At 66.9% G+C, this 25,138-nt stretch carries 25 protein-coding genes and 1 tRNA gene; 12 read left to right on the top strand and 14 right to left on the bottom strand.

Features of this window, described 5'->3' with window-relative positions:
• Positions 1-18 precede the first annotated feature (18 nt).
• The 3 genes from AACZ75_RS00525 to AACZ75_RS00535 all read right to left on the bottom strand — a co-directional run bounded on the left by AACZ75_RS00525 (position 19) and on the right by AACZ75_RS00535 (position 5,332).
• On the bottom strand, positions 19-1,482 hold the full coding sequence (locus tag AACZ75_RS00525) for a PIN domain-containing protein (protein WP_339870581.1): 1,464 nt from the start codon (positions 1,480-1,482) through the stop codon (positions 19-21).
• 151 nt (positions 1,483-1,633) lie between these two features.
• A complete protein-coding gene (locus AACZ75_RS00530) occupies positions 1,634-3,688 on the bottom strand; it encodes a ParB N-terminal domain-containing protein (RefSeq protein WP_339870583.1) in 2,055 nt (684 codons plus the stop codon).
• Between the two features lie 207 nt (positions 3,689-3,895).
• Positions 3,896-5,332 carry a hypothetical protein gene (locus AACZ75_RS00535; protein WP_339870584.1) on the bottom strand — a complete coding sequence of 479 codons (1,437 nt, stop codon included), beginning with the start codon at positions 5,330-5,332 and terminating at the stop codon, positions 3,896-3,898.
• 38 nt (positions 5,333-5,370) lie between these two features.
• Here AACZ75_RS00535 and AACZ75_RS00540 point away from each other — a divergent pair, with 38 nt between their 5' ends.
• The gene (locus AACZ75_RS00540) at positions 5,371-5,979 is read left to right on the top strand and encodes a hypothetical protein (RefSeq protein ID WP_339870586.1); all 609 of its coding nucleotides are present in this window, start codon (positions 5,371-5,373) and stop codon (positions 5,977-5,979) included.
• A 13-nt stretch (positions 5,980-5,992) separates the two neighbouring features.
• Here the strand turns inward: AACZ75_RS00540 and AACZ75_RS00545 are convergent, their stop codons facing one another.
• Positions 5,993-6,892 (bottom strand): endonuclease/exonuclease/phosphatase family protein, encoded by a 900-nt coding sequence (locus AACZ75_RS00545; protein ID WP_339870587.1) that lies wholly within the window; start codon positions 6,890-6,892, stop codon positions 5,993-5,995.
• A gap of 787 nt (positions 6,893-7,679) precedes the next feature.
• Here AACZ75_RS00545 and AACZ75_RS00550 point away from each other — a divergent pair.
• Together AACZ75_RS00550 and AACZ75_RS00555 are read left to right on the top strand one after the other, a co-directional pair.
• Positions 7,680-8,033 carry a helix-turn-helix transcriptional regulator gene (locus tag AACZ75_RS00550; RefSeq protein ID WP_339870588.1) on the top strand — a complete coding sequence of 118 codons (354 nt, stop codon included), beginning with the start codon at positions 7,680-7,682 and terminating at the stop codon, positions 8,031-8,033.
• The gene (locus AACZ75_RS00555; protein ID WP_339870589.1) at positions 8,030-9,328 is read left to right on the top strand and encodes a HipA domain-containing protein; all 1,299 of its coding nucleotides are present in this window, start codon (positions 8,030-8,032) and stop codon (positions 9,326-9,328) included. The genes AACZ75_RS00550 and AACZ75_RS00555 overlap by 4 nt, the downstream gene beginning before the upstream one ends.
• A gap of 405 nt (positions 9,329-9,733) precedes the next feature.
• On the opposite strand, the gene AACZ75_RS00560 is transcribed toward AACZ75_RS00555, so the two are convergent.
• The 7 genes from AACZ75_RS00560 to AACZ75_RS00590 all read right to left on the bottom strand — a co-directional run bounded on the left by AACZ75_RS00560 (position 9,734) and on the right by AACZ75_RS00590 (position 16,287).
• Positions 9,734-11,017, bottom strand: a complete 1,284-nt coding sequence (locus tag AACZ75_RS00560; protein ID WP_339870590.1) for a site-specific integrase — start codon at positions 11,015-11,017, stop codon at positions 9,734-9,736.
• 167 nt (positions 11,018-11,184) lie between these two features.
• The gene (locus AACZ75_RS00565; RefSeq protein ID WP_339870591.1) at positions 11,185-12,615 is read right to left on the bottom strand and encodes a M20/M25/M40 family metallo-hydrolase; all 1,431 of its coding nucleotides are present in this window, start codon (positions 12,613-12,615) and stop codon (positions 11,185-11,187) included.
• 74 nt (positions 12,616-12,689) lie between these two features.
• The gene (locus AACZ75_RS00570) at positions 12,690-12,929 is read right to left on the bottom strand and encodes a DUF3297 family protein (protein ID WP_339870592.1); all 240 of its coding nucleotides are present in this window, start codon (positions 12,927-12,929) and stop codon (positions 12,690-12,692) included.
• A gap of 71 nt (positions 12,930-13,000) precedes the next feature.
• Positions 13,001-13,963 (bottom strand): hypothetical protein, encoded by a 963-nt coding sequence (locus AACZ75_RS00575; RefSeq protein WP_339870593.1) that lies wholly within the window; start codon positions 13,961-13,963, stop codon positions 13,001-13,003.
• A 22-nt stretch (positions 13,964-13,985) separates the two neighbouring features.
• On the bottom strand, positions 13,986-14,543 hold the full coding sequence (locus AACZ75_RS00580) for a DUF6468 domain-containing protein (protein WP_339870594.1): 558 nt from the start codon (positions 14,541-14,543) through the stop codon (positions 13,986-13,988).
• Position 14,544: 1 nt separating this feature from the next.
• Entirely contained in the window at positions 14,545-15,534 is a 990-nt protein-coding gene (gene fliM, locus AACZ75_RS00585) for a flagellar motor switch protein FliM (protein ID WP_339870981.1), read from the bottom strand.
• An 84-nt stretch (positions 15,535-15,618) separates the two neighbouring features.
• Positions 15,619-16,287, bottom strand: a complete 669-nt coding sequence (locus AACZ75_RS00590) for a flagellar basal body-associated FliL family protein (protein WP_339870595.1) — start codon at positions 16,285-16,287, stop codon at positions 15,619-15,621.
• A 179-nt stretch (positions 16,288-16,466) separates the two neighbouring features.
• Between AACZ75_RS00590 and flgF the strand changes: the two genes are divergently transcribed.
• From flgF to AACZ75_RS00630, 8 genes are all read left to right on the top strand, one after another.
• Positions 16,467-17,204, top strand: coding sequence for a flagellar basal-body rod protein FlgF (flgF, locus tag AACZ75_RS00595; RefSeq protein WP_339870596.1), 738 nt, complete (start codon positions 16,467-16,469; stop codon positions 17,202-17,204).
• A 14-nt stretch (positions 17,205-17,218) separates the two neighbouring features.
• Positions 17,219-18,007 (top strand): flagellar basal-body rod protein FlgG, encoded by a 789-nt coding sequence (gene flgG / locus AACZ75_RS00600; RefSeq protein WP_339870597.1) that lies wholly within the window; start codon positions 17,219-17,221, stop codon positions 18,005-18,007.
• Between the two features lie 13 nt (positions 18,008-18,020).
• On the top strand, positions 18,021-18,608 hold the full coding sequence (locus AACZ75_RS00605) for a flagella basal body P-ring formation protein FlgA (RefSeq protein WP_339870598.1): 588 nt from the start codon (positions 18,021-18,023) through the stop codon (positions 18,606-18,608).
• 41 nt (positions 18,609-18,649) lie between these two features.
• Positions 18,650-19,375, top strand: coding sequence for a flagellar basal body L-ring protein FlgH (gene flgH, locus AACZ75_RS00610; RefSeq protein ID WP_339870599.1), 726 nt, complete (start codon positions 18,650-18,652; stop codon positions 19,373-19,375).
• A 149-nt stretch (positions 19,376-19,524) separates the two neighbouring features.
• Complete coding sequence (locus tag AACZ75_RS00615) at positions 19,525-19,995, top strand: hypothetical protein (RefSeq protein WP_339870600.1); 471 nt, start codon at positions 19,525-19,527, stop codon at positions 19,993-19,995.
• A 37-nt stretch (positions 19,996-20,032) separates the two neighbouring features.
• On the top strand, positions 20,033-20,464 hold the full coding sequence (locus AACZ75_RS00620) for a hypothetical protein (RefSeq protein WP_339870601.1): 432 nt from the start codon (positions 20,033-20,035) through the stop codon (positions 20,462-20,464).
• Between the two features lie 14 nt (positions 20,465-20,478).
• Positions 20,479-20,982 carry a hypothetical protein gene (locus AACZ75_RS00625; protein WP_339870603.1) on the top strand — a complete coding sequence of 168 codons (504 nt, stop codon included), beginning with the start codon at positions 20,479-20,481 and terminating at the stop codon, positions 20,980-20,982.
• 94 nt (positions 20,983-21,076) lie between these two features.
• Positions 21,077-22,885, top strand: a complete 1,809-nt coding sequence (locus AACZ75_RS00630; RefSeq protein ID WP_339870604.1) for a DUF885 family protein — start codon at positions 21,077-21,079, stop codon at positions 22,883-22,885.
• A gap of 89 nt (positions 22,886-22,974) precedes the next feature.
• Here AACZ75_RS00630 and AACZ75_RS00635 read toward each other — a convergent pair whose 3' ends face one another.
• Genes AACZ75_RS00635 through msrA form a run of 3 tightly spaced genes read right to left on the bottom strand, consistent with a single transcriptional unit; the run spans position 22,975 to position 24,557 of the window.
• Positions 22,975-23,499, bottom strand: a complete 525-nt coding sequence (locus AACZ75_RS00635; protein ID WP_339870605.1) for a cytochrome C — start codon at positions 23,497-23,499, stop codon at positions 22,975-22,977.
• A 60-nt stretch (positions 23,500-23,559) separates the two neighbouring features.
• Complete coding sequence (locus AACZ75_RS00640) at positions 23,560-23,904, bottom strand: MmcQ/YjbR family DNA-binding protein (RefSeq protein ID WP_339870606.1); 345 nt, start codon at positions 23,902-23,904, stop codon at positions 23,560-23,562.
• Between the two features lie 2 nt (positions 23,905-23,906).
• Positions 23,907-24,557, bottom strand: a complete 651-nt coding sequence (gene msrA, locus AACZ75_RS00645) for a peptide-methionine (S)-S-oxide reductase MsrA (protein ID WP_339870607.1) — start codon at positions 24,555-24,557, stop codon at positions 23,907-23,909.
• 128 nt (positions 24,558-24,685) lie between these two features.
• Here msrA and AACZ75_RS00650 point away from each other — a divergent pair.
• Positions 24,686-24,775: transfer RNA gene (locus tag AACZ75_RS00650), tRNA-Ser, on the top strand.
• The last annotated feature ends 363 nt before the right edge of the window (positions 24,776-25,138 follow it).

Consider the following 25,138-nt stretch of genomic DNA (forward strand, 5'->3'; position numbering starts at 1 on the left):
CCCAGCAGGCGTCAGGCTTCAGGGCGACTTCAACGCACGGCCGATCGGATCCTCGTCCCTGATGAACGCTTCGATGGCGGGACCGGACGGCAGGAATCGCGTGGCGATCTCGATCGGGAACACCTGTTTGACCGGTTCAGGGAGGTTGGAGGCGTTGATCTCGACTTCGAGCGATGCGGCGACCACGTCCTGCTGCTGATGGGGATAGACGAGCAACGTAAAGGTCTCTTCCTCGCCGCCGTGCCGGAATCGGGCGCAGACGAGATCGTAGACGTCGGTCGGCTCGGTCGGCCTGCCCGGTTCGTAGTACCAGTCTTCCTCTTCGTGGGGCGTTGGAAATCGGGTGAGGGGCATAAGGCTGTCAAACGGCGACTGAAGGGGGTGGATAGCCGTGACCCTGCCGATCGGATTGCCATCTGCGGAGACATAGGATTCTTCGGGCGGCGCGGGAGCCTTCGGCAGGCTGGGCAGGTCGGGCGCCACTTCGACCCCTTCGGGCGCAATGCGGAACCCGCCTCGGGCGCGGAAGCGGATACGCACATTCTCCGCTGGCCGGGTCCCGTTATTGGTCAGACGCACGGTGATCGGGGCACCGGCGATCGCCGGGTTGAACGCGTCTGGAAGAGTTTCGGCGGCGTTGACACAGGCGTCCAGCCAATCGGGATAGGTTACGTTACGATACTTCGCCAGCGCGCCGGGCGGCACCGGAACCGTCGTGACCTGGCCCCGGCCGAGTTGCCATGTGCTGGGCCTCCGGCGGATCGCATCCGCCGCGAACCGCTCTTCGAGGGCTGACAGCGGGAACTGTTCGGCGACCACCGTCCGAGCCGTCGCCCGTTCGTCGGACGTCACAGCTGCCCACGCCGCGCGGTCCACGGTCACGCGATGGTTCACCGCCCCGTCGGCGGAGACGCCGAGTTTGGGGTGGGTCGCCTTGATGGCGGCGAGCTGAGACCTCAGGGTCTCGGTTTCGCGGGCCTGATCGTCGAGTTCCGGTTCCCGCGCCCAAGGCGTCGGGATGAACTGGAAGGGAATGCCGAGGGTCTTCGCCTTTGCGGCCGGGCGTGTGTCGTCCGTCAGCAGCCGGATGTCGGCGGAGGCATCTGCCTGCCGCAGCGCGACGGCGACGCCCACGATGCGGTCATCGTCCACAGACGGATCGAGCACCTCGGGATGGTCGCGGCTAGCCGCCGTGGGCGTCAAGGTCATCACCACCCGGGGGCCGGTTTCGCGAAAGACGTGTTCGGACGCCCCGGCCAGCAGCATGCCGCGAAACCACCTGACAGCCTCGATCGCGCGCTTCTTCACGCGTGACCGGTTATCCTTCTTTTGCCGGTCGAGTTCGCTCTGTACGACATCACAGACGGTGAGTTCGATCTCATCGAAATCGCCGAGCAGGCTCCAGACAATGTCCGGAGAACTCAGCAGTTTGAATTCGTGAAAGAGGTTGGTGTCGACGACGAACCGGACGTGTCCGGGCATGGCTGGCTCCGAGAACTGAGAAACGAGCCAGCATGGCTCTTTGCGCAGATGGGGAGACATTCCCGTGTTCGCCAAGGGTGGCCGGCGCTCGCGACACAAAAAGCCGCGCGCCCTCAAAGGGCGCGCGGCGAGTTTCCGGACTTGCCGTCGCCTATTCGGCGGCGAACCGATAGGCATCGTTGTCAGGCTGGGGCGGCTCCGTCGCCTCCTCTTCCGGCTCCGGGGTGTTCGGATCAACCGCCGGCGTGGTGCGCAGCACGGACGGCAGCCAGCCCTTACCCTCGACCAGCCGCTCGGCGGCCTCTGCCATGTCGCCCTTTTTGAACCCGGCGATCCGCCCGGCTTCCTCGGCCGTGGTCGCCTCGATCACGGCTTCCAGCACACGCGCCTTGGACACGCGGGAGAAGTAGGACGACGCCGTCGCTGACCACGTCCCGGTCATATCCAGACCGGTGATGGTCGCCAGCACCTCGGCATGGGCTAGGGCGTCCAGCTTGCGGTCATGCGGATCGCGCACGGCGTAGAGCCCCACGCCCGCGCAACAGGCCATCAGGTCCAGAAGCTCCGAAGGCGGCAGGGTGATCAGGACGCCCCAGAGGTCGCGAGCCTCTTCCGGGAGACGGGCACCCCACGCTTCCAGCCGGTCGGCCACGCGCCGCCCGGCGGGGCTGTCGCTAACCCCCGGCGCCAACCGCTCCAGACCGGTGACGCTCATGCGCAGTTGCAGGGGTGTCCACGTTCCCCACGCCGGATAGAAGACCTGCAGGGCCAGAGCATGGACGACCACCGTCAGGGCGATGTTTTCGTCAGCCTGAACCGCGTCGCGCAGTCCCATGGTCCGGTGAGCGGTGAGGTCGATCACCAGCCGCTCCGACAGGGGCGCCAGCCCTTCGTCGGCCTCGACTTCCGGGGCGGGCGGCGCCTCCCCTTCCCGCTCGTCACTCTTGGACCAACCCTCCGGCGCTTCGGGATCGGCGCGCCGCTCCTCCACGGCGTCCTCGGCCCGCACCAGACCGCGCTCAAACCGGGCCAGCCCGTCATGGCCCAGCAGGACCATGACCCCGGCCCGCGCCTTGACCTCGGGCGTATAGTCGAAGTCCGGGCCGAAGGCCTGGAGGGCCTTGTCGATTTCCTCCAGCCGGGCGTCCACCGCGTCCGGCAAAACCTCCTGCCCATCCGATCCCGAGACGAGTGCGTCATACTCCTCGGACAGGACCGCGATCTGCGCCGCGTCGGCCTCGGAGCGGACGAGCTCGACCGGATAGACCCGGCCCAGGGCGCTCACCTCGGCATAGTCGGACACGGCCTCGGCCCATTTCCAGCCCTCGCGCTGGCGCGCCTCCTCGGCCAGACCGGCCAGCCTGTCGCTGACCATCCGGTCCAGCAGGGCCGGGTCTTCCAGCCAGCCGCCGCCGTCCTCGGTGAACAGGTCGCGCAGCACCGTCCCGCCTTCGGCCTCATAGGCCACGACGCCGACGAAGATCGCGCGACGATCATCGGTCCGCACCTTGGCCTCGGTCATGGCGCGACGGATGGCGTGGACGGGGCGGTAGTCGCCCATCTGTTCGAACACCTGCCGCTGCCGGTCCTGATCAGCGCTGACGCAGAAGGCCATCAGCTGATCCAGCGCCATCGCTCCATCCCGGTAAGCCGCCATCAATTCCGGCGCCGCTGCGCCCAGCCGCAGCCGCTGACGCACCATGGTCGCCGTCACCCCGAACCGGGCGCCGATTTCCTCGGGACCGTAGCCCTTTTCGTCGGCCAGCCGCTTGAAGGCCTCGAACTGGTCGGCGGGATGCATGGCCTCGCGGGTGGTGTTTTCGTCGAGGCTGATCTCATGGGCGTCATTCTCGGTATCGACGATCACCTTCACCGGATGAGTCCGCTTGATCTGCTTGCGCTTGGCCAGCAGCCGCAGCCCCTGACGGCGCCCCTCCCCGATGGTCACGAGGAAGTTTCCCGTCGCTGCGCCGTCCTCGCCGCGCTCGATCTCGACCACGGGCGGCTGCAACACCCCCTTGACCTTGATGGAGGCGGCAAAGGCCTCAATGGTCGCCGCGTTGTGCGGCGTCTTCCGGGCGTTCTTCGGGGACGCCTTCAACCGGTTCAGCGGAACCACGATCTCCGCGCCGTGAACCGGCTCCGCTCCGGGCGCGGCGGCGTCAGCCGCCGCAGGGATACGGGTTTGGGTGGATTGAGCAGTCATGTCTGCCTCCTTTGGGCAAGGGTTGCAGGCACGCGAAAGGCGCGCCTGAAACCCTGCCCGTCGGCGAGACCGGGGTAGCAAGGGCCAGGGCGGATCGGCCGGAGGGGGATCGCCCGGCCTGCACAAGCCTCTCATCGATCGCGGACATCGCAGACGTCGCCGGCGCGGAAGGCCGGGGAGACCGGCCGATCCGGCGGCGAAGCCGCTTCACCCTGACCCGCGCGAGGGCGGAGCCCTTAGGCTCTTTTGCAACGCAGCGCCGTTGCCGGACAGGATGTCTTCGAGCCGGATGGGAGGGTTGGCGGCGTCGGTGATCCAGGTCTCCGACCACAGGATCCCGGTCGCGTAGTGCGAGCTGCAAATCCTCTCGCCGCCGACATCGAACCAGTGGGTCGCCTCCGGCAGCAACGCATGCGGTACGGGATGGTGAGCGAACGGATTATGGAAAACCTCCATCTCCGCCGACCAGGGCTCGTAGCCCTGAGGCCATAGGGCGCGATAGGCTGCGCTGGCGACGTCCAGGCAAAAGTCGTTCCCCTGAAGCGCGCCCTCGGTGCGGTTGAAGAATTTGCCGATCCGCGTGTACCGCATCCCCTTTGGGTCGGCGCCGGCCGACACCATCACGCGGCTGAGTTTCGACATCGCGCAGGCATTGGAGAAGATGACGGCCGAAAGCTCCGCGTGGTCGGCGTTTGCAAAGAGACCCGCAGGGAATCGGGAAGGACCCCGGAGATGGGTCGCATGCGTCGCGCGCGCGACGGAGCGTCCATTCTCGATGACGACCTCAGCGCCTTCGCCGTAAAGATAGCCCGCGAGGCCCTCCCGGCTCCAACGCATCGAGCCGGCCGCGTGGAAGTCCGAGACAGCGAGCATGAAGGGCTTGCCCCCGACATGCGGCAGCTGGTCATAACGCCGCTGGAGCTTGTTCCCGATGGTCTTGGCAAAGCGTAGCGCCGCCGGGCCGAAGAACAGGGCATCCCGGTCGGCTGGCGGCGCGACCCTGGGCGCGTTGAGGTGGTCGAAACGCTTTTCAGGGTTGGCGGTCACGGCCTCGACCCAGGCCTCGCCACCGTAGCGATTGCGAATGTGAAAGTCCGGAGACTCGAACGGCTGGGTGACATGCAGGCCCTGCTCTCGAAACGCCGCCAGCAATTGGGCTTCCCACATGCGGGTATGGAAATTCCCGGTCTGGCAATCTCCGGCCCAGTTCCAGTCCGGATTGGGGAGAGCGAGGTAGAGCTGGTTTAGTATCCACGCGGCCAGATGATGCGACGGCGTGCGCAGGGAGTCGAAGATGGGACTGGGGGTACGGCCCTGAAGGTCGTGAAGGCCTGCCCGTGGGGCGGTGTTGGCCGGCAGCGGTTCGGCAGGCGCGCCGATGCGCAGCAGGGCTTCAAGGCGCTCCTGCGCATGCTTGAGCGATCGAAATCCGAGCTCGCGCGCCGTCTCGGTCCAGACGTCATCGACGCGACGCCGCATTGCGATGACGCCGAGTTCGCCGGTCTCGGCATGCCGTGTCACGATCCCGCAGGTGGCTCCCTCAGGATCGCCCCAGGCGCCGATGGGCACACGGTCGCCGAAACCGTGCCCGGCCGGCAGGGCAAGGGCGATGATGCGGAGCATGTTCTCCGGAATAAGATCCATTTCCGCATTATGACGCGAAGGTTCGACAGGAGGACAGGATGAGTTTCGAAGCGCTTCTCGGCAAACCATTCCGTTGGCCACAGGCCGGTGATCGACTGTTCACGGTCTCACCAGACTGGGACGGCAACGCCACGCTCGTGAAGCCGCCTCACAGCCGAATGGTTCTGATGATGACCGGCTACAAGCGGGCGGCGGAGCTGATGGTGGCCCACGCCACTGACGACCGCTGCGATCGGGACACGCTCGTGTTTCCGATCCTGTTCAACTACCGCCAGTTCATCGAGCTGTCGCTGAAGTACCTGACCGCGACCTATGGCCCCTCGGTCGAGGTCGAGGCGATCTGGAAATCTCACGACCTCTCCGTTCTCTGGACGCGGTTCAGGACGGTCGTCGAGGGCTTCGGCGTCGCCGACCCCGACGGCGCCGACGGCGCCGACGAGGCGGTCGGCCGCATCGTCGCGGAGTTCGCGGTCGTAGATCCCGGCTCGTTCTCTCACCGCTATCCGGTCGATACCAAGGGCCGCCCAATCGCGCTCGCCCTGGACCATGTTGACCTTGTCGCCCTGGCCGATGTCATGAACGCCGTAGATGGCTATTTCACGGGCTGCGATGGCTACCTGGATGCGCTTGAAAGCGCGGCTCCCTGATTTCTGCGGGACCTCAGCCTGTGATGCGAACCGAGATCGGGCAGTGGTCCGAAGGATGCTCAGTCTCCGCGATCCCGCCATAGCGATACTCTTCGAATGACTCCGGCTCTACGCGTGCGGTCGCGACCGATCCGGTCGCGATGAAGTCGATGTACTCACGATAGCGGGCCTTGCAGCCCGCCGGCCTTTGGCCGGAGGCCAGCGTAAGCCCCGATCCGGCCGGTTCGCTATCGTTTAAATCGGCCAGGAAGGCGTCATTCCTGCTCGCGAGACGGCGGTTCCAGTCCCCAAGTACGACGAAGGCCTCGCCTTTCGCAGCCCGCGCCGCCGTCCATCCTTCCAGCACAGGGAGCTGGTCGAACAGGACAGGGCAGTCAGGATCCGTCGGTTCGCGGCCAGAGTTGCAGCCGGATTTCAGATGCACCGCCAGCAATCGAACCGGTCGCCCCCGGGACACCGTCACATCCACGCCCCATCGCAGGTCCGGACTTCCGAGCGCCAGCGCGTTGAGGTCGGGGTGGCGTGTCCAGGGCACGCCCTTGCGGATCGCGAAGCCGACGGCCTGGTTCTGGATGAACAGGCCCGGCTGCCCCCGGCATTCGCCGCTGCGCGTGCTGGGCGGGCGGCCGGACATGACCACGTCGTAGATCGCCGGGTCGAACACCCGTTCCGCAGCGGTCTTGTTCTGAACCTCCTGGAAGGCGATCACATCGGCGTCCAGTGCGCGGACATGATCGCGCAGTCGGGCGTAGTCCGCCTCGGTACGGGGACTGCAGCCCTCGCCGTCACGCTCGGCGAGGTGCTCGATATTCCAGCTCGCGACCTTGAGGCTCCCCCTATCGCGGTTCGGCGTCATGCCGATGCATCCGGACAGGACGATAGCCGAGAGTGAAAGCGCGATGAGGGGTTTCATGTTCGAGGTCCTCGCCGGGAAGGGTGCGGCCCGGCCGACGGCGGGTCGGCGCGGGACCGCGGCCGGGCGCGAGGTCGGTCGCGGTCCGGCTGTTTCGCCTATCGTATCGAACCGATTCCCGCGATGCGTCATTCAGAGCCGCGCCGTCGATTGCGTCGTAGCCACGACCCTGTAGGCTGGCCGCGACGGGTTCCGGAACGATAGGGGCCGACCGAGAGCCGGGGGACGCTTGGCGTCGGCGGCGGCTGGTCCTGAAACCCCGGGCTTCCTCGCAGAAGTTCCAGGCCCGTCCCCCATTCGACCGCCCGTCAACTCAAGGGAGCGTTCACTGACAAGCTCCAGCCTCTGAGCCCAGCACGAAGAGGGGTCACGAAAAGCGCCATCCTGCTGCGGCACTCGGGCCTGGGTCTCATCGGAGTGGCGGTGGCGTTCGCCGCGACTTCCACGGGCGGGGGCATCGCCATCGACCACGGCGCCGATGCCCTGCCGATTGCCCCATTCGCCGCAGTTCCCATCGCGCTTGGCGCCTTGTCCTCCCTGACGCCAACATCCCTGACGCCAACATCCTGACAGGCAAGGCCAAAGACAACCGCTCGCGACAGGACGCTACAGACCCATTGATCGCTTTCACGTCCCTTAAGTCGCCAGACTTGGCGACTTAAGGGCTTAAACGACCAGAAGTCGCCATCTATGACGAGTTAGAAGGAAAGGACTTCCTACTTATAAGTCGCCATTGTTGACGAATTAACCCCTTAAGGGGTATATAAGTCGCCGAAGGTGGCGAATTATGAAGGTAACCAATCTTACCACAGATCAGGCGGTTCTGACCGAGGTCGGTCGCAGGATGGCGGACTACCGCCTGCAACGCCACATGACCCAATCGAAGTTCGCTGAGGCCGCAGGGGTGTCGAAGCGCACAGTAGAGCGCCTTGAGGCCGGAGACTCTGTCCAACTGATCAATCTGGTTCGCGCGCTTCGGGTGCTGGAGAAGCTGGACGGTCTCGACCGGTTCCTTCCGGATGCGCCGGCCAATCCGATCGACCTGCTGGAGCGGCAAGGCAAGGTTCGCCAACGGGCCCGGCCTGACGCGCGCCCGGACGACGACGCGACCCAACCCTGGCGTTGGGGTGACGAAGCGTGACCATCGCCGCCGTCAATCTGTGGGGCCGCCGGATCGGGGCCGTCTCGCTGGCTGAGGGCGCCGACGTCGCGACCTTCGCCTATGAACCCGCCTTCCTGCGGTCGCAGATCGAGGTGGCGCCGCTGTCCATGCCGCTCAGCGACCGAATCTACAGCTTTCCCGGCCTGAACCCCGAAAGCTTCTACGGCCTGCCAGGCATGCTCGCGGATGCCCTGCCCGACCGCTACGGCCACACACTGATCAACGCCTGGCTGGCGACGCAGGGGCGAACCCCGGACAGCGCCGACGCAGTCGAACGGCTCTGCTACATGGCCTCTCGCGGCATGGGCGCCCTGGAGTTCACGCCCGCCGCCGGCCCACGTACGCGCAAGTCCGAGCGAGTTCACATCGAGACCCTCGTCGAGCTGGCCTCGGAAGTGCTGACCAACCGCAACACCCTGCAGGTCTCGTTCAGAGACCCGGACAAGGCCGACGCGCTGCGGGAAATTCTTCAGGTCGGCGCCTCGGCCGGGGGTGCCCGCGCCAAGGCGATCATCGCCTGGAATCCGGCGACCAACGAGGTCCGGTCCGGTCAGGTCGATGCCGGCGACGGCTTCGGCTACTGGCTGCTCAAGTTCGACGGCGTCAGCGACAACCGGGACCGCGGCCTGGCCGACCCGCAAGGGTTCGGCGCTGTGGAGTTCGCCTATTCGGAAATGGCCAAGGCGGCTGGAATCACCATGACCGACTGCAGGCTACTCCCGGAGGGCGGCCGCCGCCACTTCATGACCCGCCGCTTCGACCGCACGGAGACCGGCGGCAAGCTGCACATGCAGTCGTTAGCCGCCCTCGCCCACTACGACTACTGCAGCCCGGACAGCTACACCTATGAGCAGGCCTTTCAGGTCATGCGGCAACTGAGCCTGCCAATGGACCAGATGGAGGAGCTGTTCCGACGCATGACGTTCAACGTCGTCGCCCGAAATCAGGACGACCACGTCAAGAACATCGCCTTCCTGATGGATCGCAACGGCGTCTGGTCCCTGTCCCCCGCCTACGACGTGACCTGGGCCCTTGACCTGACGAACCAGTGGCTGCGGCAGCACCAGATGTCGGTAAACGGCCGGCGCAAGGACATCTCACGGGCGGATCTCGAAGCCTGCGCGGCCACCGCCTCGATCAACGCCACCCGCGCCCGCGCCATCATCGACGAGGTCGTCGCGACGGTCGCGGACTGGCCCCGGTTCGCCGAGGCGGCCGAGGTCGATGACTTCATGCGGAAGTCGATCGACCCCAGCCTCAAGGCGGATTTCTAGCGACAGGTCGCCGGCGCTGCTGGCCCATTTCAGGAGCAGCATTCATCGGATTAGGTTTGGTGCGGGCGGCCGGGGTCGAACCGGCATGGGCAAAGCCCGACGGATTTTCATACCACTTCGACTTTCGCCGCCGCGCCGAAGCGCGTTCGTGGTCTGGACTATCCCTTCGTCGTAGCCCGAAGGCCTTAGACGCCGCCCGTCTAGTCTCTACACCTTCCCGTCCGGAGACGGGCTTGGCTCGGGATCGCCATTTGACAGGGTTCCCCGACTTTGAGCGGTTCTACGTCCGGGATTTCCCCCGGCGCACTCAATCCTCAGCTTAAGTCCGTTGCGTCTACCAGTTTCGCCACGCCCGCGGGCCGAACCGCTCTATAGCCGCGTTCGATCACTATCGCCAAGGCGAGTTCAGTCGACGTCCGTCGCCAGAGCCTTCGCCGCCCGCCGTTTGGCGGGCCTTAGCTTGCGGACATTGATGGCCGATGCGTCGAGCACGTTCTTGATGTGGGAGGCGTAATATTTCTCGATCATCTCCACGCTGGTGCGGCAGTTCTTGGCCACCTGGTAGATGTCGGCGCCCTCCATCAGCCTCATCGAGATATAAGTATGACGCAGGCTATAGGCCGTCCTTGGCTTGCCATCCCGATCCTTCTTGAGACCTAGTTCGTCCAGGATCGCGTTGAGAAGCTCGCGTTGCACCAGCCCGAAGACGAGATCGGTTGGCTGACCATTCTTGCGTTTCAGCACCCGCTCAAAGGGGCGGACGGCTCCCGGCATGCTCTTGCAGTAGCCGACGCCGCGCTTGCCACGCACCTCGATCTCGAGGATCCGTTCGCTGGTCGCCTCATCCTTGACGATCGAGACGTCCCTGAACTCGAGGCGCTGCGCCTCGTCGGGACGCAGCCCGGTGTTGACCATGAACAGTACGAAGTCGTGAAACTGCTCGCACTCTTCGCGCCAGCGTTCCTTCTTCGGGTTCTTCGCGCGTTCTCGGGTCGCTTCGTAAAGACGCTTGTATTCTTCGGGTGAGAACCAGGCCCGGTGGCTCACCTTGCCGGAAGCTCGATATGGGTTGCTCATATCCGGAAGCGCCGAAATCCATCCTTTCCGGTTCGCGGTCTTCAGAATCTGCCGGAGACAGACCATCTCGTTGTGGAGGGTCTGGCGGCTCGGCCGTTTCCAGACCTTGGCCTTGCCGATCCGCTCCTGACCATCCGAGACGAAGCGCACCCGCTGCGGTTCGTCGGGAGGCGTGACGCGGTGCAGCCGGTAATCCTGGATCCGACCGGCGGAGACTTCGGAAATCGGGAGATCGCCAAAAAACGGATTCAGATAAAGCCGGATCACCCGCCCCTTGCCGGCGACGTAGTGGGTGTTCCGCTCACCGAGCGTCATCGCCTCGAACTCCTTTTCGAAGACGGCCGCGGCCTCACGGAAGGTCTTTTCGCCCGGCCGTTTCGGCGCGATTCGTGCAGGAATGACGATAGACGTCTCCGGCGACGCCGGTAGCTTCCCGGACTTGCGAAGACGATCCTCGGCGACCCGGTCGAGATACCACTCGCGCGCAAATTCCCGCGCGAAAGCGATGTTCGTTTCCTTCGTCGATTGACGATAGTTGCGACCGCTCAGGTAGGTCGCGCACTGCCAGAACCGACTGTTCTCGCGACGGTACACGTGAAGCTTGCCGTCCATGAGGGAGTGAGACTCCGGCACATGACCTCCTTGCCGCATGCGGCAACTGTGTAAGGCATGTGTAAGTCTCTACCCCTCGCAACCGGTTGATTTAGCTACGTAAATCTACGGTAGTGGGTTTTAAGTCCCTTGCGTCTACCAGTTTCGCCACGCTCGCGGAGGCGGGATCAGTGCGTCGCAGTGGCCGCCGATCGCATGGCGCGGAAATCCACGTCCGAGTCGGCAATCAGCCAGAGCAGACCGGCCCAGGCGGCGACGTTCTGGTTCAGCTGCGCCGGATCGATCTGGTTCAGGGTGTCGTCAGCGGTGTGGTGCAGGTCGAAATAGCGGGTGCCGTCCTGGGCCAGACGGAACACCGGCACCCCGGCCATGGCCAGCGGGCCGATGTCGGCCCCGCCGTACATTTCAGGATCCTGGGATGCGAGAACCCCGATCGGGTAGAGTACCTGACTGGCGGCCCTGGCAAAATCGCTGCCCTGCGCCCCTGCAGGCAGGCCCAGCGCATAGACCCGGTCGGCCCCGAAATCACTCTCCCCGGCGATGATGTGCGTCTCGACGGCGTCGCCGATGCTCCGCAGATAGGCTCCGCCGCCATTGCCGACATTGTTCGGCTGGTCGACTTCCTCTGCTCCGTACAGCACAACCCGGATCGTCCGGGCCGGACGCCGTCCGCTGTCGGCGACGGCCTTGGCCGCGCCGAGGGTGATCGCCCCACCGGCCGCGTCATCGATGGCCCCGGTTCCCAGGTCCCAGCTGTCCATGTGTGACCCCAGGACGATGATCTCGTTCGGGCGGGTCCGGCCGACGATATCGCCGATCACGTTCTGGGAGTGGGTCTCATAGGTGTGCGCCGTCGAGGACAGGCGAACGCGAACCGTCTCGCCCATGGCGATCAGACGCGAAATGGTGTCGGCATCCGGCGCAGCGAGGGCAAAACCCGGCAGCGGCACGACGCCATCGACATAGCGGGTCGTGCCCGTATGCGGCATCCGGTGCTCGTCCGAGCCGGCGGAACGCATGAGAAACGCCAGCGCCCCCTTGGCGGCGGCGGCGGCGGGACCGGCCGCGCGGATTCGCGACAGTGGCCCGTAGCCGGCCCCGTCCTGCATCCGCACCATCTGTCCGGCGTCGACGTAGGCGATTTTTCCGGCCAGGGAACCGGCCGGGGCGGCATTCAACGCGTCCAGGCTGGTGAAATGCACGACCTCGGCCTCAATGACGCCGTCCGTGCCCGGCGAATGGCCCAGGGCCGCGACCACCAGCCGCTGCGGGCGGTCGCCGACGATCGCGGCGCTTTCCTCACCGCGCTCCCAGCCGACCAGCGGGAACGCTTCGATGCGTACATTCTGGAAGCCATGGGACCGCATGTAGTCGGCGGCCCAGGCCGAGGCGTCCTGCTCGGCCTTCGACCCCGCCGGGCGCGGCCCGAAACGGGTGGTGATCTGGGTGACGTAGTCGAGGGCGATATTCCGGGTCAGCGCCGCATCGCGAATGGTCTCGGCCCGCTGGATCGTGCCGGCATCCTGGGCCAGGACCGGGTTGGCGATAAGGCCAAGCGCAAACGCGCTGACAGCCAGACTACGGGCAGAAAGGATCACGGGCGCGCCTCCAGACTCAGGATCGAGGCGCGGACCCTAGCGAGACATCGTGCCGGGGCAAAGGCCGGCCTTGACTACTCGGCCTTGATGAAAGCCTCGACCGGCCCCTGCAGCTTGACCGTCAGGGCCTTGCCCTTGCGATCGACGCGATTGCCCAGCGCCAGACGGACCCACCCCTCGGAGATGCAGTATTCCTCGACGTTGGTCTTTTCCTCACCCTTGAAACGGATGCCGATACCGCGCGCAAGCAGTTCGCCGTCGTGGAACGGGCTGGAAGGGTCCACCGAAAGGCGGTCGGGAAGGGTGTCGGACATGGCGGCCAGCAAGTCTGCGTCAGAGGAAGGCGCGGTGATAGCGGTCGCCACCGGTCCTGCCAATGGGGACTCTACTGGACGGTCTGACGCGGCGGGGTCGGCACCGTCGCTGCGGAAGCACCTGCGGCAGGGGTCGCGGTGGCCGCCGCAGGCGGGGCGCTGTACGGCCGGGGTCCGGTCGCCGCCGGGGGCGGCGGCGGCGTAGCGGCAGCGCGACGGGGTGTCGTGCGGGCCGGGGCGCGATTGGCGACGGGCCGGGGCGTCGGCGGACTCGCCGTCGCCGCAGCCGGTTCGCTGGTTTCAGGTGGTGACGCCGCAGCCGTTCGGGTCGGCGCTGCGGCAGGCGATGCCGCGGGGGCTGCCGTGGGCGTAACCGTCGGCGATGTCAGCCCGGCGGCGGCGGCGCGAACCGCCAGCTGCTGCGCCTGGAATCGATGGGCCAGCTTCTCGGTCAGCGACCGCGCCGCGGCCGGCGGCATCTGGGCCAGCACGGCGGCCAGCGAGCGCGGGCGCATGGCAGCAGCCACCGGCAGCAGAACCCCGTCGTCCAGACCCACGAATACAGCCGCCGCTTCGCGCGGGCGCATGGCGGAATAGACTGCGACCAGCCGGTCGACTTCCTCTTTCTCGCGCCCGTCGACCTGGCCCAGCAACCCCTGGACCTCGGTCCGGATCGCAGCGAGGGCCTGGACCTTGGCATCGAGCTTCTGCTCGGCCGCCACCATCAACGGCAGGGTGGTGGCAAAGTCCGCGTCACGCGCATCCAGTTCGGTGCGTCGCGCCGACAGGCTCTGAATGATGCGCAGCTCGGCCGGGGAAATACCGGCCTGTTGGGCCAACTGGTCCGGCGTCAACGCACAGACGGCCGGAGCCGGTGTCCCAGGCGTACTGCCCGGTGCCGCGGCGGGCACCGCCTCCTCGGCCCAGGCCTTGGCTCCGTCGAACAGGCCGGGGGCCACGCCCAGAGCGCGCACGGCCACGACACCGCCAATAGCGATGGCGATCAGGGGCAGGAGGCGGGGAATCTTGCTCATTGGAATTCTACTCGGACAGGGGTCAGGCGGCGAACAGATCGTCGTCGAGACTACGACGGGCGCGGTTGAGGCTTTGTTGAGCAGCCTGGTTAGCGGCCAGAGCCTGGAACACCGGCGCAAACTGCTTGAGCGCCTCAGGGCGCGGCTTGACGTCGGCCGCGACGCCGCCGATCCGCTCGACCAGTGAGGCCATGCGGCGGGATTTCTCATCGGTGTCGCTGACCAGCACCGGACGCGAAGGCGATGCGGCCTCCGGGGTCTCCGCAGACTCCGCCTCGGCGATGATCGGCGCAGCGGCCCCGCGGGTCGGGCTGCGGGCGATCAGGGCCTCGAGCTCCTGTTTCACGGCGCGGGCCTTGATGATCCGATCATGCAGCAGGTCGGTTTCCTGTCCGGACGCCCGCAGCGAGGCCAGGGCTGCCTCAGCCCGTCCGGCGGCCGTGTTCAATTCCGTCACCGCGCTGGCGAAGGCCAGCTGACCTTCGCGCAGGGCCACCAGCTTGCGCTCCAGGCGGATGCCGTAGCCGATGGCCACCACCAGCATCAGCATCAGCACCGCGTCGAGGATGATACCGGTCATGTCAGCGCTTTCCCCTGGTCAGGCTCGAGGCGGCCTCGACGTTGATCGGGTTCTCGACCCGCACCGCAATGTTCTGGCCGCGCCGCCCCATCTTCCCCGTGGTTACAGGGATCGACCCGCATCGAATCGAGATGTCGGAATCGGGCGTGGCGTTCAGCATCAGCGTGTCGCCGACCTTGAAATTGAGCACACTGGACAGCGGGACCTGCTGCTCGTCCAGCACGGCCCGAACCTCGGTGTCCGTGGTCCAGAGCTCGGTAGCCAGGTGGCCTTCCCAGATATTGTCGCGGCCGAACTTCTCACCCATGAACTGCTGCAGCAGCATTTTCCGGATCGGTTCCAGGGTCGCATAGGGCAGCAGCAGTTCGATACGACCGCCACGGTCTTCCATGTCGATGCGCAGCTTGACCAGGATGGCGGCGTTGGCCGGCCGGGCGATGGCCGCGAAACGCGGATTGGTCTCCAGCCGGTCGAGATTGAAATGCACCGGCGTCAGCGGCTCGAACGCGGCCTGGGCGTCGGCCAGAACGACCTCGACCATCCGCTGCACCAGGACCCGCTCGATCGTCGTGTAGGGACGCCCCTCGATCCGCAGCGCCGCCGTGCCTCGCCGTCCTCCGAGCAGCACGTCGACGATTGAATAGATCAGGTTGGAATCGACCGTCAGGAGACCATAGTTGTCGAGCTCCTCGGCCCGGAACACGGCCAGGATCGCCGGCAGAGGGATGGAGTTCAGATAGTCGCCGAAACGGATCGACGAGATGTTGTCGAGGCTGACCTCGACATTGTCCGAGGTGAAATTGCGCAGCGAGGTCGTCATCAGCCGCACCAGGCGGTCGAAGACGATTTCCAGCATCGGCAGCCGCTCGTAGGAGACCAGGGCCGAATTGATGATGGCCCGGATGCCGGAACGCTCGGATCCGTCGTCATCGCCGAGGTCAAAACCGAGCAGGTTGTCGATCTCGTCCTGGTTAAGAACGCGTTCGGCCATGCCCGACCCGGACGAATCGTCACCGTCGCCGATGTCGGAGGCAAACGGGTCGGTCGAGATGTCTTCGAGCGTGGTATCGGTCATTTACTGGACCAGCATTTCTTCGATCAGGACGGCGTCAACCTTCCCGGGTGCCGCGATCAGATTGACACGCCTCAGCAGTTCGGCGCGCAGCTGGAAGGTTCCGGCCGAGCCGGCCAGATCTTCCGGCCGGAGTTCGCGCAGGAAGCTCTGGAACATGTCCTGCATTCGGGGGGCCTCTGTCTGCAGGTGATGCGCCAGATCGGGGTCGGCCATCTCCAGGGTCAGCTTCAATTTCAGGAAGGTGGGGCGACCGTCGGCAGACTGGATGTTCACCACCATGTCGGGCAGCGTGAAGAAGGTGACGCCGTCCGGCCCCTCGGCAATCGTGCCCAGGGATGCATCGCCCTCACCGCCCGCCGGCGCACCGTGGCCGCCCTTGTCTGCCTTCTTGTCGGCCTTCTTGTCATCCCCGCCCTTGGCCGGAGCGCCATGGTCGTCCGCCCCAGCCTCGGCCTCCGCCGGCTTGGGCTTCATCAGGAAGAAGGCCGCGCCCCCGCCCCCGCCCAGCACCAGCAAGGCGGCGGGGATGATAATGAAGAGAATCGGCAGTTTCTTTTTCTTGGCGGGAGCCCCCTCACCTTCGACCGCTTCGCCCTCGGCGGCGGGCGGAGTCTCGCCCTCACCGGCCTCGGCGGCCTTGTCGCCCTTCTTCTTGCCGAATTTTAGCATGCGCGACGCCCCGGAGAATCCCAGTGTCCAGTAGCGGGCCTTTTGGTTAACGGGACGTTGATAACCGGCAAATCCTGCCGGGTGCTCGAGGGGTCAATTCCGGGAATATCCCCGCCACCACTGCATTAACCAGTCTGGCACGGCCATTGCGAGGGACGGGACAAAGGAGCTCGCCCCAATTGGAAAACGCCACCTACATCGGACTGTCCCGGCAAATGACCCTGCGGCGTGAACTCGACGTCGTGGCGAACAACATCGCCAATGCCAACACCACCGGCTTCAAGGTTGAGCAACTGCTGATCGGTACCGAACTCGGAGCCCGGGCGCGCAATGACAATGTCCGCCCCAGCGTCAGCTTCGTGCTCGACAACGGCGTGGGCCGCGATTTCGGTCAGGGTGCCCTGACCCAGACGAGCCGGCCGCTGGACTTCGCCATCGAAGGCGAAGGGGCGTTCTTCAAACTCCAGGACGGGGCCGGCGAGGCCTATACCCGTGACGGGGCCTTCACCCTCGACCCGGAGGGCCGTCTGACCACCCAGGGCGGCGTGCTGGTTCTGGGCGACGGCGGCGAGATCATCCTCAACCCGGCCCTCGGTGAGGTGGCCGTCGGTGCCGACGGCACCATCACCCAGAATGGCCAGCTCGCCGGTCGTCTGAGCGTCGTTCGCTTCGACAGTCTGGCCGCAATCGAAAAGAGTGGCGACGGCCTCTACCGCAACCGCTCCAACGCTGTCGCCATCGACGCTACGGATGCCCGGATCCAGCAAGGCATGCTGGAAGCCTCGAACGTCAATTCGATCCTCGAGATCACCAATCTGATCGAGGTCAGCCGCGCCTACGAGACCATCACCCGGCTGATCGAACAGACCACTGACCTGTCCAAGCGTGCCGTCGAGCGCCTCGGACGGGTGAACTAAGGGAAGGCTGAACCATGCAAGCTCTCAGAACCGCGGCCTCCGGCATGGCCGCACAGGCGCTGAATGTGGAGGTCATCTCCAACAACATCGCCAACATGAACACCATCGGGTTCAAGCGGCAGCGCGCCGAGTTTCAGGACCTGCTCTACCACAACGTCGAACGCATGGGGGCCCAGTCCTCGTCCCAGGGCACGGTGGTCCCCACCGGCATCCAGATCGGTGCCGGCGTGAAGGCCGGCAGCGTCTACCGCATCACCGACCAGGGCAGTCCCAGCCAGACGGGCGGCCGCTTCGACATGGCGATCAACGGTCGCGGCTATTTCCAGATCAACCTGCCCTCGGGCGAGACCGCCTTTACCCGGGCCGGGAACTTCTCCCTGAACGGCGAGGGCCAGCTGGTCACGGATGACGGTTACGCCGTCCAGCCGGCCATTTCCATTCCGCAGGATGCGGTGGACGTGGTCGTCTCCAAGACCGGCCTGGTCCAGGTCATTACCCAGGGCTCGCCCGATCCCCAGACGGTCGGTCAGCTGGAACTCTCCACCTTTTTCAACGAGGCGGGCCTCGAGGCCGTCGGCGACAATCTGCTGCTGGAAACCGCGGCCTCGGGTCCGGCCACGACCGGGGCCCCCGGCGAAGCCGGTTTCGGCCAGATCCTGCAGGGATTCACCGAATCCTCGAACGTGGACGCGGTGTCCGAGATCAGCGCCCTGATCATCGCCCAGCGCGCCTATGAAATGAACTCCAAGGTCATCTCCACCGCCGACCAGATGCTGTCGGTGACCGCCCAGGTGAAGGGCTAGGATCATGAAGCTGATGTCCCGCACCCTCATCGCCGTCGCCAGCCTGCTGGTTGCCACCCCGGCCCTGGCCGGTCCGGTCACCCTGAAGTCCAACCCCGTCGACACCGACGGCCAGGTGACCTTCGGCGATATTTTCGATGGCGCAGGGGCGGCCTCGTCGGTTGTCGTCGCCCGCCGCAGCGGTCCCTCCGTGGTGATGGAGGCCGGGCAACTGCAGAGCATGGCGCGGCAGTCCGGGCTCGAATGGGACAATCCCCGGGGGTTGCGGCGCGTCGTCATTCGCAGCGCAGCCTTGTCCCCGTCCGCTGTCACCCCGTCGGTGGCGGCCGGCAACCCGGCCCCTGTCCCCGCGAGGCCGGTCGCGCTTCAGCCCTCACAGCGCGCCGAACGGGTCATCAGCCGCAACGACATCGTCCAGGTCATCTACATCGTCGGCGGCGTCCGCCTGACCATCAGCGGCCGGGCGACGGCCAATGCGGCGGCCGGTGAGCCCGTCTCCATTCTCAATCTCGATTCGGGCCGCACCATCGACGCCCTTGCGGTCAGCCCGGGTCAGGCCATTGCCGGCCCGGCCGCCCGCGCCGCCCGCGCCGCCCTCTAAGAGTTCGTTGCCCCTCGGGGCCAGCCGAAAGACCGTCTGCCATGCGTACGATCCTGACCATCGCTGCGACCGCCCTCACCCTCGGAGCCTGCTCCACGGCGATGGAGGCGGTGCGCGGCCCTGAACTGGCCCCCATCGGCTATCCGGCCGCCCTGATTCCGGCCCAGCAGACCTATCTGCCGGCCCCCGAAGCCCGGCAGGCCGCCAGCGCCAACAGCCTGTGGCGCACCGGTGCCCGGACCTTCTTCGGTGACCAGCGCGCCCGTCGCATCGGCGACATCCTGACGGTGACGATCAACATCGACGACCAGGCCCAGACCCAGAACACAACGGCCCGGACCCGCACCAATGACATCGCCGGCGGCGTTTCCAACCTGTTTGGTCTCGAGAACAGCATCGGCCGGGCCTTCCCCGGCGGCTTTGACCCCGGCAACATGGTCGGCATGTCCGGGTCGTCGAATGCCAACGGCTCCGGCTCGGTCAGCCGCTCCGAAAAGGTCTCCCTGACCATCGCCGCCGTCGTCACCGACGTCCTCGGCAACGGTAACCTGGTGATCCAGGGTCGGCAGGAAGTGCGCACCAACCGCGAGGTCCGCGAATTGACGGTGGCCGGCATCGTGCGCCCCGAGGACATCTCGTCGGCCAACACCATCGACCACACCCAGATCGCCGAGGCCCGCATCAGCTACGGCGGTCGCGGCGACATCAGCCGCGTCCAGGCCACTCCGGCCGCCCAGTCGCTGATCGAGCGCTTCAGTCCGTTCTGAGCTGTGCGCCTCCCCCGGCGGTGCCGGCCGCGGGGGAGGCTTTTCCGCCCGGCTTGCCGGGTCGAGAGCGGCATCAGTGTCGATTTGGCAAGCTGAGCCGTGAACCGTTAACGGAAACCCGCGTTTGAGCTTCAGACGCGAGTATCCAAATGTTCAAAATTCTCATTCCTGCCGTCGCCGCCATGGGGCTGGTCGCCTTCGCCGCCCAGACCCGAACGCCGACCTATGATGTCACCGCCGCACCAGTCGCCATGGGCTGGCACCTCAGCCATGAGGGCAGCCTGGCCAAGCTGGCCTATGGCGTGGAGAACTCCGACCAACTGGCGCTGATGATGACCTGCGAGCCGGGTCGCTCCAGCGTGGTCGTCTATGGCGTGGTCCAGCCGGTCGCCCCCGTTCTGATTCAGGCTTCCGATCGCGCCGTGGAACTGGATCCGCTCAGTGACGGCGACGCGTCCGAAGTTCGGATCGCCGTACGCGATCCGGGCCTGCAGTCACTGGCCAGCCGCGGAGTCCTGCGGGTTCGGGGCGACGCCGGAGACTTCGATCTCCCGGCGGCACCCGACGAACAGCGGGTCGCCGCGAATTTTCTTGCCTATTGCGGTTCGGCTCGCGTCTGACCAAGTCTGTGGTTTCAAGCCTCGGGGGAGCTGATGCATGACCGGCCTTACAAGCGTCGTCCTGGCGCTTCTGATCCAGCAAGTCGCGCCCGCCACCCCCGCCTGGACCTGGACTCTGTACGACGATAACCCGCTGGTCCTCGCCAATGAGGTCCCGGACACGGCCCGGCTGCGGTCGACCTTTGAATGTGAACCCGGCTCCAGCGTCGTGCGCCTGTCTCTCTACCCGGCCGCCCCGGCCCACGGTTTTGCCCGCGTGACCGCCGGTTCGGCGGCGACCACCGCCGCGGTGGAGCCCGCCCGGGGCGACGGGCTGCGTCTGGTCCTGCGCAGTGATCATCCGGTTTTTGCCGCCTTCGCCGCCAACGGCCATCTCGGCGTGATGATCGGGGAAGAACGCCGGGTCATCGAGGTCCAGCGATCCCACCTTGCCAAATTGCGCCGGTTCACCGAGCTTTGCGCCAGCTGAATCGGAATTTTGCCATGCGCTTGCCTGTCCCCGTTGTACTGAGCGGCCTGGCCCTGACCGCGGCGGCCTGCGCGCCTGTGGCCGTCACCGCCCCGCCCCTGATGGCCGCCGGCAATGCGGCAGCGCCGGTCGCAAACTATGACTGGTACCTGCATCAGGACGGGGACGATGCCAGCCTGGCCTATGGTCTGCGGGACAGCGACGATCTGCGCCTGGGACTGAACTGCCGTCGGGGTACCGGCCGTCTGGCCCTCAGCGCCGTCGGCGAGACCGGCGCGGCCCGTGAGATCCGCCTCGAGTCCGGCAGCGAAACGGCCCGCTATTCGGCCACCGCCGAGGCGTCGGAGCTGGCCGACGGCATCGTTCTGTCCGCCACGGCCCCGGCTTCCGACCCCGTGTTCCGGCGGTTCCAGGCCGTCGGCTGGCTCGCCCATCGCGAAGGCGACGAGAGCCACCCCTATGTCGCCCATCCCGGATCGACCCCACGAATCGCCCGCTTTTTCGCCTTCTGCGGCTGATTACCGGCAGCGCGGCTCCGGTAATACCGGTCTCGACGGTTGACGGCATGCCCGCCCTCCGATGCAGTCTCGCCAGGCATAAGGGAATGACACGATGAAACGCGCGATGATCGGGGCCGCGGCCCTCCTGACCGGGCTCGCCGGCGGCCTGCCCACCCTGGCCCAGACGCCCCCGGTCGCGCCCCGCACCGTCGCTGCGCCAGCTGTCACCGACGCCCGCCTCGCCCGTGTTCTCGCCGACTACGAGGCCTATCTGCGTGCCAAGGACCCCATCACCGCCGGCCTCGACGGGGATCGCGAGGCCCTGGCCCGCCTGCCCGACCTGTCGCGCGCGGGCGAACTGGCCCGCCGCGCGCCGATCCAGGCCCTGCTGGACCGCACCGAGGCCATCGCGCCGGCCCGGCTGAGCGCCGCCGACGCCCGAAATCGTACCTTCCTGCTGTTTCTGTTGCGCCGTGAGCTGGAAGGAATCGCCCTCGACACCAACCGGCTCGCCTTCAACTCGGAAGGGGGCTACGGCCAGTCGGCGGCCTATCTCGCCTCCTCCACCCGCATCGCCAGCAGGGCCGACGCCGAGGCGTGGCTGGCCCGGCTTGAGGGTCTGCCCCGGCTCTATGACGATACCCTGGCCGACGCCCGCCGCGGCCTGGCCACCGGCCTGGTCCAGCCCGCCTCGGTGGTCGAGAGCGCGATCCAGCTGGCCCGTACCGACGCCGCCCAGCCGCTTGATGGAGACCCTCTGCTCAAGCCCTTCGCCGACCTGCCGTCCAGCATTACCGCGGCGGACCAGGCCGCCCTGCGCGAGCGGGCCCGGACCGTGATCACCGACAGCATCGTGCCCCGCCGGCAGGCCTGGCTGGCCTTCCTGACCGACGAGGCCGCGCCGGCTGCCCCCGTGGCACCCGGCCTGGGCCTGCGGCCCGGCGGCCGCGACATGTACGCCTATTTCGTGCGCGGCTTCACCACCACCGACCTGACCCCGGACCAGATCCACCAGATCGGCATCCAGGAGGTCGCCCGCATTCGCGCCCGCATGGAGACCGAGATGCGCGCCGCCGGCTGGACCGGCGATTTCGCCGGTTTCCTGAGCTTCCTGCGCACCGATCCGCAATTCTACGCCACCTCGCGCGAGGATCTGCTTGAGAAGGCCTCCGAGATGGCCAAGCGCGCCGACGACCGGCTACCGGCCCTGTTCGGTACCCTGCCCCGGCTCCCCTACGGCGTGCGCCCCGTGCCGAGAGCCATCGAGGACAGCTACACCACGGGTCGCTACAATGGCGGCTCGATGAAGACCGGCGTCGCGGGCGGCTATATGGTCAACACCTCGCACCTGGACCAGCGGCCGCTGTACGAACTGCCGGCCCTGACCCTGCACGAGGCCGTGCCCGGTCACCACCTGCAGATCGCCCTGCAGCAGGAGGCCGAGGACCAGCCCTATTTCCGGCGCGGGGCCGACGTCACCGCCTTCATCGAGGGCTGGGGCCTGTACTCGGAATATCTCGGCGAGGAGATGGGCTTCTACCGCACCCCCTATGAGCGGTTCGGCCGGCTCAGCTACGAGATGTGGCGCGCCTGCCGTCTGGTGGCTGACACCGGCCTGCACTGGATGGGCTGGAGCACCGAACAGGCGCGCGCCTGTTTCCGCGACAACTCCGCCCTGGCCCCGCTCAACATCGAAACCGAACTGCAGCGCTATATCGGCTGGCCCGGCCAGGCCACGGCCTACAAGATCGGCGAGATCCGCCTGCGCGCCATCCGCGCCCGCGCCGAGGCGGCCTTGGGCGACCGGTTCGACATCCGCGCCTTCCACGACGCCCTGCTGGTCGACGGTCCGCTGCCCCTGGACCTGCTGGACAGCCGCATGGACGCCTGGATCGCCGAGGCGAAGGCACCGCCCCCCTAAGGGGGGGGGGGCGGACCGGCCACCGCCCCTCGCGGGATCGTCGGTGCGGCTGTTGTCCGCGCTCCCGCGCTCCGCAATCGCCGGCGACGTCAGGTCGAGGCGTCGGCCGGCGTCCTGGTCGTCAGGTCCTCATAGGGCGTCGTCGGGGTCTGCCCGGGCGGCAGGGCTGTCGGTGCCGGCGCACCGGCCTCGCCGGGCAGGCTGCGGATATAGCGATAGATGGCGCGCTTGTCGGCCTCGTGCATCGCCTTGACGCTGGGCCAGGGCATGATCGGCAGGGCTTCGCGTGTGCTCAGCATCTCGACCCAGGCGTCCTCGGTCATGTTCGCCGTCGTCAGGCGCAGGTTGTGGGCATAGGTGGTGCCCCAGGGGCCGAAGAAGCCATGGTCATTCCCCCTCAGCCATTCCGCCTCGGGCGTCCGGCCGCCGCTCGCGATATAGCCGGACGTGTGGCAGTCGTTGCAGCCTCCGACCCGGACCAGGTATCGCCCGGCGTCAATCTCGGTGGCCGCGACAACGCGCGGGCTGGTCGGCACGGTCGCGCCGACATCGGCCTGGCCGCACCCGGCAACGGCCAGCAGGCCCAGCGCCAGGATTATCGTCTTCGATCGCATTGTCGCCCTCCCCGGCCGAGACCGGAAAGAACAGCGTTTTGCCGATAATGGCAAGCGCGGTCAGGTCAGGCCCAGCGCCGCCCGCACCTTCCGCGTCAGCTTCGCGGCGATGATGCCGTGAGCGATGGCGAGGTGGTCGGCCAGTTCGTCGTCCGGCCAGTCGTCGATCCGCGGCAGGTTCACCCATTTGGCCCGCGCCATATAGGGCGCCGGCCGCGCGTGGCCAGATTCCGTCAGCACCGCATAGGCGATGTCCGAGACCTTGAACGACACGCCGCCCGTGCCGCCGACCATGGCGAACATCTTGCCGCCGACCTTGTAGGTGTCGTGATCGTCCCCGAACGGATGGTCCAGAGTCGCCGCCGGCAGGGCCAGGCAGACTCTGCCGACCCCGGCCCGGTCCATGCTCAGGCCCCCACGCCGACGCCGATCGGGCAGACCACCCCGGTGCCGCCGATGCCGCAATAGCCGTCCGGGTTCTTGGCGAGATAGGCCTGGTGATAGGCCTCGGCGAAATAGTAGGGCCCGGCCGGCGCGATCTCGGTGGTGATCGTCCCCCGCCCGGCCTGCGTCAGCGCCGCCTGATAGGCGTCACGCGAGGCCTCGGCCTCCACCTTCTGGGCCGCGGTCCGGTAATAGATGGCCGAACGGTAGGTGGTGCCCACGTCATTGCCCTGGCGCATGCCCTGGGTCGGGTCGTGGTTCTCCCAGAAGGCCTTCAGCAGTTCGGCGAAGCTGATCTCAGCCGGATCGAACACCACCTGCACCACCTCGGCGTGGCCGGTGCGGCCGGTGCAGGTCTCTTCGTAGGTCGGATTGGGCGTGATCCCGCCCGAATAGCCGACCGAGGTCACCCACACCCCGGGTAACGACCAGAAGATCCGCTCCACGCCCCAGAAGCAGCCCATGCCCAGGATGGCGGTCTCGAACCCCTCCGGATGCGGCCCCTGCAACGGCCGCCCATTGACGAAATGCACCGCGTCGGTCGGCAGCGGCGTGGTCCGGCCCGGCAGGGCGGTGGCGGCGTCGGGCAACGGGTCGGCGTCTCGGAACGACATGTCGGATCTCCAGTCAGGGGCTGGTCGTCATATAGGGACGGCAAACCGGCTTGCCGAGGGGGACATGGTGGTCTATCAGCCTCGCCTCCGCCGGGACGACCCCCGGCGGCCTCGCCCAGGCGTGGAACGGACAGGTGGCGGAGTGGTCGATCGCGCACGCTTGGAAAGCGTGTGTACGTGAAAGCGTACCGAGGGTTCGAATCCCTCTCTGTCCGCCACCCCGTCTGTCGCTGCCGGGCGGGTCGCTGTCTTCCTGAATTTTTCTGCGACCCGGGTGCGGACTGAGCCGGCTCCGTCGGCCGCCGGCCGGACGGCATTGCCTGTCTACAGGCAAATACCGGAACCGCATCGCTCCGGCCTGGCGTCCGGATCGCCGGACTGCCGCGCGATCCCCGGCACGGCGGGCATCGGCTCTTTGAACGCGTTCAAGTGCGTCGCAGGACGTCAGCGGCGGCATCAGCGTTTGCAGGTCAAGGTCGAGCCGACCGCCGTGTTGAAGGGCGGCAACGACCCATCGGTCGCCCCAGCCGATCATTGCCTCAACACAGCCTGCCTCACAGGGCGCGTCCACGGACTCGGCC

It is taken from the genome of uncultured Brevundimonas sp. (assembly GCF_963975535.1).
GTDB lineage: Bacteria > Pseudomonadota > Alphaproteobacteria > Caulobacterales > Caulobacteraceae > Brevundimonas.

What these genes read in the sequence shown, in the direction of transcription:
- AACZ75_RS00525 (WP_339870581.1), bottom strand. Translation starts at nt 1,482, where the DNA reads ATGCCCGGACACGTCCGGTTCGTCGTCGACACCAACCTCTTTCACGAA.
- AACZ75_RS00530 (WP_339870583.1), bottom strand. Translation starts at nt 3,688, where the DNA reads ATGACTGCTCAATCCACCCAAACCCGTATCCCTGCGGCGGCTGACGCC.
- AACZ75_RS00535 (WP_339870584.1), bottom strand. Translation starts at nt 5,332, where the DNA reads ATGGATCTTATTCCGGAGAACATGCTCCGCATCATCGCCCTTGCCCTG.
- AACZ75_RS00540 (WP_339870586.1), top strand. Translation starts at nt 5,371, where the DNA reads ATGAGTTTCGAAGCGCTTCTCGGCAAACCATTCCGTTGGCCACAGGCC.
- AACZ75_RS00545 (WP_339870587.1), bottom strand. Translation starts at nt 6,892, where the DNA reads ATGAAACCCCTCATCGCGCTTTCACTCTCGGCTATCGTCCTGTCCGGA.
- AACZ75_RS00550 (WP_339870588.1), top strand. Translation starts at nt 7,680, where the DNA reads ATGAAGGTAACCAATCTTACCACAGATCAGGCGGTTCTGACCGAGGTC.
- AACZ75_RS00560 (WP_339870590.1), bottom strand. Translation starts at nt 11,017, where the DNA reads ATGGACGGCAAGCTTCACGTGTACCGTCGCGAGAACAGTCGGTTCTGG.
- AACZ75_RS00570 (WP_339870592.1), bottom strand. Translation starts at nt 12,929, where the DNA reads ATGTCCGACACCCTTCCCGACCGCCTTTCGGTGGACCCTTCCAGCCCG.
- AACZ75_RS00575 (WP_339870593.1), bottom strand. Translation starts at nt 13,963, where the DNA reads ATGAGCAAGATTCCCCGCCTCCTGCCCCTGATCGCCATCGCTATTGGC.
- AACZ75_RS00580 (WP_339870594.1), bottom strand. Translation starts at nt 14,543, where the DNA reads ATGACCGGTATCATCCTCGACGCGGTGCTGATGCTGATGCTGGTGGTG.
- fliM (WP_339870981.1), bottom strand. Translation starts at nt 15,534, where the DNA reads ATGGCCGAACGCGTTCTTAACCAGGACGAGATCGACAACCTGCTCGGT.
- AACZ75_RS00590 (WP_339870595.1), bottom strand. Translation starts at nt 16,287, where the DNA reads ATGCTAAAATTCGGCAAGAAGAAGGGCGACAAGGCCGCCGAGGCCGGT.
- flgG (WP_339870597.1), top strand. Translation starts at nt 17,219, where the DNA reads ATGCAAGCTCTCAGAACCGCGGCCTCCGGCATGGCCGCACAGGCGCTG.
- AACZ75_RS00605 (WP_339870598.1), top strand. Translation starts at nt 18,021, where the DNA reads ATGTCCCGCACCCTCATCGCCGTCGCCAGCCTGCTGGTTGCCACCCCG.
- flgH (WP_339870599.1), top strand. Translation starts at nt 18,650, where the DNA reads ATGCGTACGATCCTGACCATCGCTGCGACCGCCCTCACCCTCGGAGCC.
- AACZ75_RS00615 (WP_339870600.1), top strand. Translation starts at nt 19,525, where the DNA reads ATGTTCAAAATTCTCATTCCTGCCGTCGCCGCCATGGGGCTGGTCGCC.
- AACZ75_RS00620 (WP_339870601.1), top strand. Translation starts at nt 20,033, where the DNA reads ATGACCGGCCTTACAAGCGTCGTCCTGGCGCTTCTGATCCAGCAAGTC.
- AACZ75_RS00625 (WP_339870603.1), top strand. Translation starts at nt 20,479, where the DNA reads ATGCGCTTGCCTGTCCCCGTTGTACTGAGCGGCCTGGCCCTGACCGCG.
- AACZ75_RS00630 (WP_339870604.1), top strand. Translation starts at nt 21,077, where the DNA reads ATGAAACGCGCGATGATCGGGGCCGCGGCCCTCCTGACCGGGCTCGCC.
- AACZ75_RS00635 (WP_339870605.1), bottom strand. Translation starts at nt 23,499, where the DNA reads ATGCGATCGAAGACGATAATCCTGGCGCTGGGCCTGCTGGCCGTTGCC.
- AACZ75_RS00640 (WP_339870606.1), bottom strand. Translation starts at nt 23,904, where the DNA reads ATGGACCGGGCCGGGGTCGGCAGAGTCTGCCTGGCCCTGCCGGCGGCG.
- msrA (WP_339870607.1), bottom strand. Translation starts at nt 24,557, where the DNA reads ATGTCGTTCCGAGACGCCGACCCGTTGCCCGACGCCGCCACCGCCCTG.